Raw genomic sequence first — 12,335 nt, 5'->3', positions numbered from 1 at the left:
GACCGGCATACAGGAGGCCCGCCATGACCATGGCTTCGGAAGCCACAGTCGACCGCGCCGCGGTCGTCGACCACATGATCGACGCCGTCGTCGCGGTGCTGAACCGCGACTCGGTCCAGGTGACCGAGCAGACCCGGCTGATGGACGAACTCGGGCTGGACTCGACGAACGTCCTCGAACTGCTCATGCACATCGAGGACCGGCTGAACGTCGTGATCGACTCGGACACGCTGGAGCAACACCACTTCGAGTCGGTCGCCACGCTCGCCGACTACGTCATCGAGCAGGGCCTGGCCTGACGCCGATGTTCCTGTCCATCGCCCCGGCCGCGTCGGTCCGTACCGGCCGGCTCCGGCCGACTCAGGTGATCGCCCGCCGGTTCGACCCCGATCCGGAGCCGTACCGGGGCGATCCGTTGCTCGAGGAATACCTGTCGGACATGACCGAGCTGTACGGTCGTCGCTTCGACCGGGATCGGCACGCGGCGGCAGCCCGGAACTCGTTCACCGGGATGGCGGACCGCCTGGTGCGCGGCCTCGACCTCGCGGTGCCGGTGGATCTGATCGCCATCGCGCACTCCACTCCGGACGGCGACCCGCGCCGGGTCACCGCCTGCTACCTCAACGAGCTGGTGCAGGGCGACCCGCTCGCCTTCGCGGTGTCCGACCAGGGACCGGCGGCGACGTTCACCGCCCTGCGGCTGCTCGGAACCTACTCCGGCGACTTCCCCGGCTGCCGGGCGTTGCTGCTGATCCTGGAACAGACGACGATCCCGTACGAGGTGGTCGGGCCCCGGTATCCGGTTCCCGGCCACGACGTCGGGGTGGCGGTGCTGCTCGAACCGGCCGGCTCGGACGGGACCACGGTGCACCAGCGCCCGGACGTGTCGCCGGCGGCAGCCGGGACGCTGCTCGACGAGCTGGTGCCGGCGGACGCCGTCCTGATCACCGGTCCCGGCCTGACCGCGTGCGGCCAGGCGGTTGCGGCGCCCGGGCTGGGTGCTGCCGGTGTCTGGGCCGAGTTCGCCCGTCAACGGGCGGGCACCGCCGGGCCGATCGCGGTGGCGGACCACGACCCGGTCTCGGGCACCCTCTGCGTGGCGGTCTTCGCCGGCTCGGACCCGGAGGTGCGGTCGTGATCGCCGAGGAGGCCCGCCGCGGCGCCCGGACCGGCGGGCTCACCGCCACGCTCACCGCGATGCACGCCACGCTGGCGGACCGGGTTCTGCCGTGCGGCCCGACCGGGTGCTGCGTGCTGCCCGAGCCGGCGCTGCACGACGCCGGCCGGGTCTGGACCGGGGACACCGTCGCCGCCCTGGACCCGGCCGCCGTGGAGCGGCTCGGCACTGTCGAGACGCCGGACGGCCGGCTGGCGGCCGTCCGCTACCGGGGCGCACCCGGGCCGGCCGGCGCGCCGGCGCCCTGGCCGGACTGGCTGGCCGCGCTGGCCGGGCTTCGGCTCGGGCTCTCCGAGGCCCTGCTCGACGTGACAGTCGCCCACCTCGGTGACCGCCGCGTCGGCGACACCCCGCTGCTGCTGCAACAGATGATCAAGGGTGCTCTGGCGGACGCCGTCACCGAGCAGATCGAGATCAAGGTCCGGCTCACCGGTACGCCGCCACCGGCCGGATCCCTGGCCTGGCTGCATCGGCAGATCACCACTGCCGACCGGATGCTGCTGCGCCTGCTCGGAGCCAGCGGGTTCACCGCGGACGGACCGGGCGCTGTGGTCGACGCCTCGGAGTTGCTGGCCGACGCCTGGATCGGTGGAGAGGAGTGGACGCCGTGATCGAACTGGACGACCGGCTCACCGCCGCCCGGGCGCACGCCCGGGACTGGGCGCGCGACCTGCGCTCGACGGCACTGGAACTGGACCGTGACCCGGACACCGTGTACCGGTGCCTGGACAACCCGGCCGTACGGCATCTGTCCACCATGCTCATCCCGGCGCCGTGGCTGCCGGACCGGACGCTCATCGGCGGGTACCGGTTCGACGGCATGACGGCGATGGAGCGGGTGGTGTTCGCCGAGGAGATCGCCGCCGGGGACGCCGGCATGATGCTCGCGTCCCCCGGCGCCTCGCTGTCCGGGGTGCTCGTCGACCTGCTCGCCGACCGGGACCAGAAGGAGTGGTTCTACGGCCGGCTGCTGGCCGCGCCGACGTGGACCTTCTTCGCGCTGACCGAGCCCGACCACGGCTCGGACGCAGGCGCGATGGGTACGAGACTGGACCCCGACGGCGAGGGCGGCCTGCTGCTGCGGGGCGCCAAGCGCTACATCGGCAACGGCGCCCGGGCCCAGGTCGGCGTCGTCTTCGCCCGGGACCGGCCCGGTCCGCTCGGCGCCACCGCGGTGCTCGTCGAGGCCGGCGCGCCCGGCTTCAAGGCCGAGCCGATCCCGACGATCGGCCTGCGCGGTGCCCAGCTCAGCGCGATCACCCTGGACGGCGTGCCGGTCCCGGAGGACCGGGTGCTCGGCCGCCACCTCAGCCCCACCCGGCGCGGCGTGTGGAGCGGCGTGCAGATGTTCAACCGTCTCCGGCCGGGCGTGGCGGCGATCGCACTGGGCATCGCCCGGTCCGCGCACGACTACGTCACCGAGCAGCGCGGTTCGCTGTCCAAGGCCGACCGGCTGCGCTGGGAGCGGACCGGCCGGCGGATCGACGGCGTACGGCAGCTCATCTGGCGGGCCGCCTCGATCGTGGACGCCCAGCCCGCCAACGGCCACCTGGCCTCGGCGGCGAAGGCCCGGGCGGCCCGGCTGGCCGAGGAGGTGACGCTGGAGGCGCTGGAGTACTTCGGCCCCGGCGCGCGGCTCACGCAGCCGATGCTGGACAAGCTGATCCGCGACGCCCGGGGCGTCGAATTCATGGAAGGCACCGGCAACATCCAGCGACTCAACACCTTCCAGGGCCTCGTCCAGGGCAAACTCGACCGTGACTGAGCCGGGCGGCGTCGACGTCTGGACCGTCCACCTGGACCGCGACGTCGACGCCGCCCGCTGGCTCGGCGCGGCCGAACTGCGGCGTGCTGCGGACATCGGCGATCCGGACGGGCGCCGGCGCTTCGTCGCGGCGCACGCCGCCCTGAACGGGATCCTCGCCGGGCGGCTGGACCTGCGGCCCACCGCGCTGCCGCTGCGCCGCGAGCCGCTCGGGCGGCCGTACCTGCCGGGCGGCTCGCTGCATTTCAGCCTCGCGCACGCCGGGGAACGGGCGGTGATCGCGCTCGCCGGCCGTGAGGTCGGCGTGGACCTGGACCGCCCCCGGCCCGGGCTGGATCCGCGGCGGATGGCCGCACGCTTCTTCACCCCCGCGGAGGCCGCGCTGGTGGCGGCCGCCGGTACCGGGGCCTACGCCGCGTACCTGCGGTTGTGGACCCGCAAGGAGGCGTGCGTCAAGGCCGCCGGCGCGCGCCTGGCGCTCGGGCTGCGGCTGCCGGTCCCCGGCGCGGCGAGCGGTGCGGTGGTCCGAGATCCGTCCGGCCGGCTGCCCGGCGCCTACTTCCTGCGGGACCTGCCCGACCACGGGGCCTTCCGCGGTGCCGTGGCGCTGGCCGGAGCGGATCCCGCGGTCTGCCACCACCACGAGTTCCGGGGCGATCTGAGGCGGGGACCGTGACGGACGACGACGGGGGAGCCGGACTCCGGCTCCCCCGTCACCTGCCGGTCAGCGTTCGACCTCACCGCGGATGAAGCGCTCGACGGCGTCCCGGGCGGCGGCGTCGTCGTACTGCTCGGGCGGCGACTTCATGAAGTACGAGGAGGCGGAGAGGATGGGTCCGCCGATCCCCCGGTCCATGGCGATCCGGGTCGCCCGGACCGCGTCGATGATCACGCCGGCCGAGTTGGGCGAGTCCCAGAGTTCGAGCTTGTACTCCAGTTGCAGCGGCACGTCGCCGAACGCCCGCCCTTCCAGGCGGACCAGGGCGTACTTGCGGTCCTCCAGGAACGGCACGTAGTCGCTGGGGCCGATGTGCACGTCGCCGGCGGCCATCTCGTGAGGCACCTGCGAGGTGACGGCCCGGGTCTTGGACAGCTTCTTCGACGCCAGCCGGCGACGCTCCAGCATGTTCATGAAGTCCATGTTGCCGCCGAAGTTCAGCTGGTAGGTGCGCTCCAGCCGGACCCCGCGGTCCTCGAAGAGCTTCGCCAGCACCCGGTGGGTGATGGTGGCGCCCACCTGCGACTTGATGTCGTCGCCGATGATCGGCACGCCGGCCTCGGTGAACCGGGCCGCCCACACCGGGTCCGAGGCGATGAACACCGGCAGCGCGTTGACGAACCCCACGCCCGCCTCCAGCGCGCACCGGGCGTAGAACCGGTCGGCCTCCTCCGAGCCCACCGGCAGGTACGACACGAGGACGTCGGCCCCGGAGTCGCGCAGTGCGCGAACCACGTCGACGGCCTGCTCGTCGGACTCCTCGATCATCTCCCGGTAGTACTCGCCGAGACCGTCGAGCGTCGGGCCACGCCGCACGACGACCCCGGACGGGGGCACGTCGCAGATCTTGATGGTGTTGTTGCCACTCGCGACGATGGCCTCGGACAGGTCCCGGCCCACCTTCTTCGCGTCCACGTCGAAAGCGGCGACGAAATCGATGTCGCCGACGTGGTAGTCGCCGAAGGCGACGTGCATGAGGCCGGGAACGGTGTCGGTCGTCCTCGCGTCCCGGTAGTACTCGACGCCTTGCACCAGCGACGCGGCACAGTTGCCGACCCCGGCTATGGCGACGCGGACTGCGCCCACGTGGTGCCTCCTTCTCTCTGCGGCAGAACTCGATTCAACCGATCCGCTCGTCCCGGTCTCCACCTCGATGTCCTGAACAGGACATCGACGGCGGTCCGAGCGCGTGCGTACGCCCCGGACGGCCGCCGGGGCCGCATACTGGGGACCGCCGCGCGTTGAGGAGCCGATCGTGCCGTTGTCCATGCCTCTTCCGGCCACCGTCCGGACGCGGGCACGACCCGCGCGGCTGCCCCGAAACGCCACGCTCTGGCTGGACGGGCTGATCGCGGTGGCCGTGTTCGTCGGCACCGCCCTGCCGGTGACGTTCTCCGAGGACGGCGAGGTCTGGCACATCCTGGTGGCCGCCGGCGCGTCGCTACCGCTGATCTGGCGCCGGCGGGCTCCACTGCTCACCACGGTGACGGTGGGCCTGGCGATCAGCGTCCTCGGGCTCTCGCACCAGATGCCGCCGCTGCCGTTCGGGCCGCTCGTCGCGACGTACACGTTCGCGTCGCTGAGCCCGTCCCCCTGGCGGCAGGTCGCGATCGGGGTGCAGGCCGTGGGCGTGGTCGTCTCACTCGTGGTCCCGGGCGAGAACGCCGCCACCTTCGGGTACGTCGGGATGGCGTACGTGGCGGCGTACAGCATGGGGATCGCCTCCCGCGGACGCGGCGACCGGATCGCGGTGCTCGAGGAACGCGCCGCCCGCCAGGAGGAGGAACGAGCCGCAGCCGCCGCGCGCGACCGCAACCGGATCGCCCGCGAGGTGCACGACATCGTGGCGCACACCGTCGCGATCATGGTGGTCCAGGCGGAGGCCGGGCCGGTGGTGGCCCGCAGCGACCCGGCTCGGGCCGAGAAGACCTTCGAGGTGATCGCCGAGAGCGGCCGGTCCGCCATCGCCCAGCTCCGGCGGTCGCTGGCCGCGCTGCGCTCGGCGGAGGGCGAGGAGCCGCCGGCCCCGGTCCCGGGGGTGGGTGACGTACCGCGACTGCTCGGCGAGGCGCGCCGGGGCGGCCTGGAGGCGGCGCTGCGCTGGCGCGGGCAGCAGCGGCCCCTGCCCGCCGATGTGGACGCCACGGTCTTCCGGGTGGTGCAGGAGGCGCTGACGAACACCATCCGGCACGCGCGGGCGTCGATGGTGGACGTGCTGATCGAGTTCAACCCGCTCGAAATCCGGGTCACGGTGACCGACGACGGCATCGGTGCGGTGGATGTCGGCGGCGGATACGGAATGATGGGCATGCGGGAGCGGGTCACCGCCTGCGGTGGTGAGCTGTGCGTCGGATCAGGTCCCGACGGCGGCGGCTTCACTGTGCGCGCCGTCCTGCCCACCGAGTGAGCTGCTACGAATCGAGGGGTGGCGCCCCATGGTGCGCATCGTGGTCGTCGACGACCAGGATCTGGTCCGAGGTGGCTTCGCCATGATCCTCGACGCGGAGCCGGACCTGACTGTGGTGGGCGAGGCGGCGGACGGCCTGGAGGCCCTGCGGGTGGTGGCCGAGAAGAAGCCGGACGTGGTGGTCATGGACATCCGGATGGAGGGCCCGATCGACGGCATCGAGGCCACCCGCCGGATCTGCGCCACCACCGACGCGCGGGTGCTCATCCTCACCACGTTCGACGTCGACGAGCACGTGCACGACGCGTTGCGGGCCGGCGCGAACGGTTTCCTGCTCAAGACCATGCGCCGGGCCGAGCTGGTCGAGGCGGTACGGGTCATCGCCAAGGGCGAGGCGCTGCTCGCCCCGACGGTGACCCGGCGGGTGATCGCCGACCTGCTGCGACGGCCCCAGGGCGCGATCCGCCCGCCGGCCCGGCTGGACGAGCTGACCGGGCGGGAACGGGAGATCCTGTGCCTGGTCGCTCGTGGGCTCTCCAACGCCGAGATCGCCGCCCGGCTGACGGTGAGCGACCACACCGTCAAGACCCACGTCAGCAACGTGCTGGCCAAGCTGGGCCTGCGGGACCGGGTGCAGGCGGTGGTCTTCTCCTACGAGGCCGGGCTGATCAGTCCCGGTGAGGATCTCGACTGAGCGCTCTCCCTCGCTCGGGTGAGACCGGATTTGGCTCTCGGCGGCGATCTGCCGGAGGGCCCGCTTCACCAGGATGAGATCACATCGGTCTTTCCGTCCTGAGGAGCTGTGTGATGATCCGTGCCGTTACGCGTTTCGCTCGCCGGCGTCCTGCCGTCGTGCTCGTCATCTGGCTGGTGATCGCAGCGGCCGGCTTCACTGTCGGAAACGGCGTCTTCGCCCGGATGACGACAAGCGTCGGCGCCATCGCCGGCAGCGAGTCGCAGCAGGGCGCGCAGGCGCTCGGTGACGCCAAGCTCGCGCCACCGGTGATCAACGCGGTCATCTCCGGCGGCTCGGTCACCGACCCCGCGTTCCGTACGAAGGTCTCCGCCGCGCTCACCGAGCTGCGCGCCGTCGACGGCGTGCTGGCCGTGACCGACCCGTTCGGTCCCCAGGCTCCGGTCGCCACCGACGGCGCGGCGGTCCTGGTGAACGTGGAACTGGCGCACCAGGGCGACCTGCTGGCCGACAAGGTACGGACGCAGCTGACCGGGATCGACGGTACGACGGCTGTGGTCTCCGGCGGCCCGCTCACCGACCGCGAGTTCAACGACCAGGCCACCTCGGACACCAGGCGGGCCGAGATCGTCTCCGCGCCGTTGCTGCTGCTCCTGTTGCTGCTGGTCTTCATGTCGCTGATCGCGGCCGGGCTGCCGCTGCTGATCGCCCTCGTCGGTGTCGGCGGAACCTTCACCACGCTGCTGGTGATGAGCTTCTTCACCGATGTGTCGATCTATTCGATCCAGGTCACCACGATGCTCGCCATCGGTCTCGGCGTCGACTACGCGCTGCTCATGGTCAGCCGGTTCCGGGAGGAACGGGCGCTGACCGAGGACGCGGAGGAGGCGCTCGTGCGGGCCTCCGAACGCGCCGGGCGGACCATCGTCTTCTCCGGCCTTACCATCGCGGTCAGCCTGGCCAGCCTGGTGGTCTTCGCCGATCCGTTCCTGCGGTCGATCGGCGTGGCCGGCGCCGCCGTGGTGCTGATCGACATGCTCGCCGCGATCACCCTGCTTCCCGCGCTGCTCCAGCTGCTGCGTAACCGGATCAAGCCGGTCCGGGCCCGGAAGGAGCGCGGCCGGTCGTTCGCCGCGGTCGCCCGTGGGGTGCAGAAGATGCCGGTGCTCACGCTGCTGGTGGTGCTCGTCGGCCTGCTCGTGGCCGGCCTGTCCGCGACCAACCTGCGGCTGGACACCAGTAACCCGAAGTCACTGCCGGCCGACAGTGCCACCCGCCAGCTCACCGAGGAACTGCGCGAGCACTTCCCGGCACTCGCCGGCCCGAGCGCGATCACGATCGTCGCCCGGACCTCGGCGGACGATCCCGACCTGGCCGAGTTCCGGCAGCGGGTCGCCGCGGTGCCCGGTGTCTCGGTGGTGAACCCGGGTCGCAGCGGCGGCGGGCTGGCCGTTCTGCAGGCCACCCCGGAGAACCCGACGAGCGATCCGGACACCGCCCGGGCGGTACGCGACATCCGTGACCTGGACGCACCCTTCACGGTGCAGGTCACCGGCGACGCGGCCCGTCTGGTCGACTACCAGCAGGAGCTGCGCGACCGCCTCCCGATCGCCGGCGGCATCGTCCTGCTGGCGACGTTCGTCCTGCTGCTGGCGTTCACCCGGTCGGTGCTGATCCCGCTGAAGGCCGTGCTCACCAACCTGCTCAGCCTGTTCGCCGCACTCGGTGTGGTGGTCTGGGTGTTCCAGGAGGGGCACCTGGTCGGCCTGCTCGGCGGTGAGCGGCTCGACGGCATCGACCTGACCGTGCCGGTGGTCGTCGCGGCGATCGCGTTCGGGCTCTCCACCGACTACGAGGTCTTCGTCCTGTCCCGGATCCGTGAGCGCCGATTCGCCGGCGCGGCCCCGGACCAGGCGGTGCGGGAGGGCCTGCAGCGAAGCGGCGGCATCGTGACCGCTGCCGCCCTGCTCCTCGCGGTCACCTTCGCCGGTTTCATGACCGGGGGCTTCGCCCCGATCAAGGAGGTCGGCCTGGGTCTGGTGCTGGCCGTCCTGATCGACGCGGTGATCGTCCGGATGCTGCTGGTCCCGGCGACGATGGCGATTCTCGGACGCGCCGCGTGGTGGGCGCCTCGCTTCCTGGGTGGCCGGCCGCCGGTCCCCTCCGCTCCGGACGCCGGCGACGCGCAGCCGGAGCTGACGGCCACCGCCCAGGGCTGAGAGACCGGGGCGGGGCAGACCCCCGCTGCCCCGCCCCGGTCGATCGGATCGTTCAGTGCGGGGCCACCACGCCGCGCAGACCGGCGGCCTCGCCCACCTCGGAGAGGAGCAGATCGGTGTCGAGCAGCCGCACCAGCAGCCGGTCCACTCCGGCCAGGACCGCACGGATGAGGTCGGGGGGCAGCAGGGTGGTGTCCGCGAGCAGCGTCCAGCGCAGGTGCCCGGGGGTGTCGAGCACGTCGCCGACCTCCATGAAGAACGAGCTGCCGGCCGGCCGGCGCTCGGTCCACCGGAAGCTCGGCTCGGCCAGGACCCGCCGCACCACGTCACTGTCGAGCGGTGCGGTGACGGGCGGCGTCTCCGGTGCGCCGCGCATGTCGTTGAAGAAGCATCGGATCTCCGGCTCGGTGCCGCGTTCCCGGATCACCTCGGCCAGCGCCGCCCACCCGTCCACCGGATCGAAGCGGCCGTGCCGGAAGGCCCGCACGGCAGTGCCCCAACAGTGCCGGACCAGGTCGGAGAAGGCCGGCCCGGTCAGGTCGACGACGGCCGGCATGTGCTGCGTCAGCGTGCCGATCGAGGCCCGCTGTGCGGTGGTGGTGCGGTTTCCGACGACCAGCAGCAATCCGCACCGGTCGGTCTCGGCGACCACGCCCAGCAGGGCGGCGGTCACCGCGAGCGCGACGGTGGCGGTGCTGGTGCGGTACCGGTCGGCGAGCAGCCCCAGCACCGGCGCCGAGATCGGCGAGTCCAGGACACCGCGCCAGAACCGGGGTTCGGCCGGTGCCACCGGCCGGAGCGCGGCGAAGTTGTCGAGCGGGACCGCGTTCAGTTGCCGGCGCAGGTGGGCCACGGCGGCGGCGCTGACCGTACGGCCCCGGGGGGAACGCTCGAAGGCGGCGAGGTCGGCGGGATGAACCAGTTCCGGAGTCGCCGGATCGGGGCGCCCCGCCGCCCGGCAGGCCAGCATCTCGGCCAGCACCCGTGCCGCCAGGCGGCTGCTCTGCAGATCGGCGGCCAGATGAGCGATGCAGAGCACCAGAGCCCGTGGCACACCCCGGTGCACGCAGACCAGGACGCGCATCGGCAGATCCCGATCGTGGTCGAACGGTGTCGCCTGGAGTTGCTCGTCCAGTTCCCGGGCGGTCGCTGTGAACCGCTCGGCCGGACCGTCGCCGGAGAAGACCCCGACCGGGATGCTGCCGCTGTCCAGCACCTCCTGGACCAGCCGGCCGTCCCGTCGCGGGAACCGCGTACGCAGTGCCTCGAATCGGCCGGCCAGCGCGCCCACAGCGGCGCACACCATGGCCAGGTCCACGCCCTCGGGGATCAGCACGGGCACGGTGACGTTGTAGGCGGTGCCCGGCGGCATCCGCCGGATGTCGCGCTCCACGAGCACCTGACCCCACGTCAGGTGCTCGACGATCGCCCGCGAACCGGTGAAGTGGGCCGGCTGCCAGCGCACCTCGGCGGTCAGGCCGGGCACGATGCGTATCCGTCCAGCGTGTGGACCGCCGCGTCCCGGCGGTTCTCCAGGTACCGCTCGTTCCATCGGCCCGGCCCGGCGTCGGACGCGTGCGGGCCGAGGAACCGGGCGGTGACCGAGGCGCGGAAGGCGGTCCAGGTGGCCGCCGGGCTGACCAGCCGGCTGGCGGCCGGTACGGTCCGCGCCGGCCCCGGCGGCAGGCCGCTGCCGGCGCACACGGCGTCGGCCCAGCTCTCCTGCTCGTCGAGGGCGGCCAGGACGGCGTCGAACGGCAGGCCACGCAGCTCGGTGACGGCCACCGCGCGGCTGCGGAAGCCGGTCGCCGACACCGGGCCGAACCGCTCGATCGCGATCGCCACCGGCAGCATCGCGCGCGGCGCGAACCACTCGCAGCCGAGCACTGTCAGCGTGGGCAGGCCGCCGGTGTCGAGGTCGTCCGCGGCGACGATCCGCCACTCCGCGAAGGGCAACGCGACGCCCGCGTCCCGGAAGGTGACCGCGTCGGCGCCGCAGTCCGGGCAGGTCATGATCCGGACCGCCATCGGGGGTGCGGGCGGGCGGATCACCCCCGGCGGCTGATCGGCCGGAACGAGGAAGTGCGCCGCCACCTCGCGGAGCGCCATCCGTTCGACCACGGTGCCCAGGGCCGGGTCAGGAGTCGTGGCAGGCGTGGTCATGTCGGATGTCCTCTCCACTGGCGTCGGCCGGAACGCCGGCCGTGACGAAGGTGTCAGGGCTCCGGCGGTGCAGGCCGAGAGCGACAGCGGCCACGCCGAGGTCGATGAGCGCGGCCCGGCCGGCGGCGCCGAGGGCCGTGCCGTCCGGGGCGGTCAGGCCGGAGTCCACCCAGGTCGACACGGCCGAACGGATCCGGGCGGGGTGGGCGGGGCCGAGTGGGACGGGCAGGTCACGGCGTACCGCGGCGGCCTCCAGCCCGAGCAGGTAGCCGGCGGCCCAGATCTCCAGGGCGGCCCGCGCCTGCGGTCGCGGCCCCGGCCGGCTGTCCAGGTACGCGGCCAGCGCGGTCGTCACCTCCTCCGCGCCGATCCCGAGCAGGTCGCACCAGTCCGCCCAGTACCAGCAGAACTCGTTGCCGCCGGGCTCACCGGTGTGCGGCCGGAGCAGCCGGATCAGGCAGCGCGAGTCCTTGACCTGCACGACGTACTCGTCGTGGGACTGGTAGCGGGACCGCGACGCCAGGGTCGCGTCGATCCGGGGGTCGAGTTCCCAGTGCGTGCCGGACGGCACCGGCGGCGCCCACACGGTGGCATGGTGCCGGCCGCCGTGCCCGGCGATCAGGGTCGGCAGCCCGCGGTTGTCGACCAGGTGCGGCACCGTCGCCAGCATCGGCACCCCGCGTTCCCGGCAGTATCGGGCGATCATCTGGTCGTCGTCGGTGACCTCGTCGGGGATCGGCGCCAGGTAGGCGGCCAGGTCCGCGGCCACGTCGGCCGGCAGCAGGAACGCCAGCGCCGGGATCCACTCCATCGGGGACAGCGCCGCCCACGGCGACCCGGCGACCGCGGCCAGCCGGCACAGGAAGCTGTTCTGCGGGCTGCTCCAGTCGGTGTAGAGGGCGATGCCGTGTGCCGGGCGGCACGCGATGGCGGCCAGCACGTGCGCGGCGAAGTCGTCGCAGACCCGGGCGTCGTCCTGTAGGACGAGGTGGTGCGTGGCGCCCTCGGCGATCGAGGCCCAGGCGACCTTCGCGGTCCGCAACGGGCTGCGCGCGGCGTCGGGGTCCGGGTCGTGCACGATGCGCGCCTCCAGCGGGCGGCACGCCTCGACGAGCACGTCCAGGGCGACGTCGCGAGCCGGATGGTGCATGATCGTGACGCTCAGGCGAACGTCCCGCGCCCGCCACTCGGG

12 protein-coding genes are annotated in these 12,335 nt (G+C 72.9%); 8 read left to right on the top strand and 4 right to left on the bottom strand.

Features of this window, described 5'->3' with window-relative positions:
* Window positions 1-23 precede the first annotated feature (23 nt).
* From NMK34_RS29755 to NMK34_RS29735, 5 genes are read left to right on the top strand one after another with little or no spacing between them, the layout of a single operon-like run.
* Window positions 24-299, top strand: a complete 276-nt coding sequence (locus NMK34_RS29755; RefSeq protein ID WP_318336086.1) for an acyl carrier protein — start codon at window positions 24-26, stop codon at window positions 297-299.
* Window positions 300-304: 5 nt separating this feature from the next.
* Entirely contained in the window at window positions 305-1,138 is an 834-nt protein-coding gene (locus tag NMK34_RS29750; RefSeq protein WP_318336085.1) for a hypothetical protein, read from the top strand.
* Window positions 1,135-1,788, top strand: a complete 654-nt coding sequence (locus NMK34_RS29745; RefSeq protein WP_318336084.1) for a hypothetical protein — start codon at window positions 1,135-1,137, stop codon at window positions 1,786-1,788. The genes NMK34_RS29750 and NMK34_RS29745 overlap by 4 nt, the downstream gene beginning before the upstream one ends.
* Window positions 1,785-2,942: an acyl-CoA dehydrogenase family protein gene (locus tag NMK34_RS29740; RefSeq protein WP_318336083.1), complete on the top strand. Its 1,158-nt coding sequence runs from the start codon at window positions 1,785-1,787 to the stop codon at window positions 2,940-2,942. The genes NMK34_RS29745 and NMK34_RS29740 overlap by 4 nt, the downstream gene beginning before the upstream one ends.
* A complete protein-coding gene (locus tag NMK34_RS29735; protein WP_318336082.1) occupies window positions 2,935-3,618 on the top strand; it encodes a 4'-phosphopantetheinyl transferase family protein in 684 nt (227 codons plus the stop codon). Before NMK34_RS29740 ends, NMK34_RS29735 begins: the two co-directional genes overlap by 8 nt.
* 48 nt (window positions 3,619-3,666) lie before the next feature.
* On the opposite strand, the gene NMK34_RS29730 is transcribed toward NMK34_RS29735, so the two are convergent.
* Entirely contained in the window at window positions 3,667-4,746 is a 1,080-nt protein-coding gene (locus NMK34_RS29730) for an inositol-3-phosphate synthase (protein WP_318336081.1), read from the bottom strand.
* 169 nt (window positions 4,747-4,915) lie between these two features.
* Between NMK34_RS29730 and NMK34_RS29725 the strand changes: the two genes are divergently transcribed.
* The 3 genes from NMK34_RS29725 to NMK34_RS29715 all read left to right on the top strand — a co-directional run bounded on the left by NMK34_RS29725 (window position 4,916) and on the right by NMK34_RS29715 (window position 8,980).
* Window positions 4,916-6,067, top strand: a complete 1,152-nt coding sequence (locus NMK34_RS29725) for a sensor histidine kinase (protein ID WP_318336080.1) — start codon at window positions 4,916-4,918, stop codon at window positions 6,065-6,067.
* Between the two features lie 28 nt (window positions 6,068-6,095).
* Window positions 6,096-6,761, top strand: coding sequence for a response regulator (locus NMK34_RS29720; protein WP_030504405.1), 666 nt, complete (start codon window positions 6,096-6,098; stop codon window positions 6,759-6,761).
* Window positions 6,762-6,919: 158 nt separating this feature from the next.
* Window positions 6,920-8,980: an MMPL family transporter gene (locus NMK34_RS29715; RefSeq protein WP_318336079.1), complete on the top strand. Its 2,061-nt coding sequence runs from the start codon at window positions 6,920-6,922 to the stop codon at window positions 8,978-8,980.
* 52 nt (window positions 8,981-9,032) lie between these two features.
* Here NMK34_RS29715 and NMK34_RS29710 read toward each other — a convergent pair whose 3' ends face one another.
* From NMK34_RS29710 to NMK34_RS29700, 3 genes are read right to left on the bottom strand one after another with little or no spacing between them, the layout of a single operon-like run.
* Window positions 9,033-10,466, bottom strand: coding sequence for a condensation domain-containing protein (locus NMK34_RS29710; protein WP_318336078.1), 1,434 nt, complete (start codon window positions 10,464-10,466; stop codon window positions 9,033-9,035).
* The gene (locus NMK34_RS29705) at window positions 10,454-11,143 is read right to left on the bottom strand and encodes a hypothetical protein (RefSeq protein ID WP_318336077.1); all 690 of its coding nucleotides are present in this window, start codon (window positions 11,141-11,143) and stop codon (window positions 10,454-10,456) included. The genes NMK34_RS29710 and NMK34_RS29705 overlap by 13 nt, the downstream gene beginning before the upstream one ends.
* Window positions 11,118-12,293, bottom strand: coding sequence for a hypothetical protein (locus NMK34_RS29700; RefSeq protein WP_318336076.1), 1,176 nt, complete (start codon window positions 12,291-12,293; stop codon window positions 11,118-11,120). Before NMK34_RS29700 ends, NMK34_RS29705 begins: the two co-directional genes overlap by 26 nt.
* Between the last annotated feature and the right edge of the window lie 42 nt (window positions 12,294-12,335).

Source organism: Micromonospora sp. BRA006-A (genome assembly GCF_033433935.1).
Lineage (GTDB): Bacteria > Actinomycetota > Actinomycetes > Mycobacteriales > Micromonosporaceae > Micromonospora > Micromonospora aurantiaca.
This window is presented reverse-complemented; position numbering and strand designations above follow the sequence as displayed.

What these genes read in the sequence shown, in the direction of transcription:
- NMK34_RS29755 (WP_318336086.1), top strand. Translation starts at nt 24, where the DNA reads ATGACCATGGCTTCGGAAGCCACAGTCGACCGCGCCGCGGTCGTCGAC.
- NMK34_RS29750 (WP_318336085.1), top strand. Translation starts at nt 305, where the DNA reads ATGTTCCTGTCCATCGCCCCGGCCGCGTCGGTCCGTACCGGCCGGCTC.
- NMK34_RS29720 (WP_030504405.1), top strand. Translation starts at nt 6,096, where the DNA reads ATGGTGCGCATCGTGGTCGTCGACGACCAGGATCTGGTCCGAGGTGGC.
- NMK34_RS29705 (WP_318336077.1), bottom strand. Translation starts at nt 11,143, where the DNA reads ATGACCACGCCTGCCACGACTCCTGACCCGGCCCTGGGCACCGTGGTC.
- NMK34_RS29700 (WP_318336076.1), bottom strand. Translation starts at nt 12,293, where the DNA reads ATGCACCATCCGGCTCGCGACGTCGCCCTGGACGTGCTCGTCGAGGCG.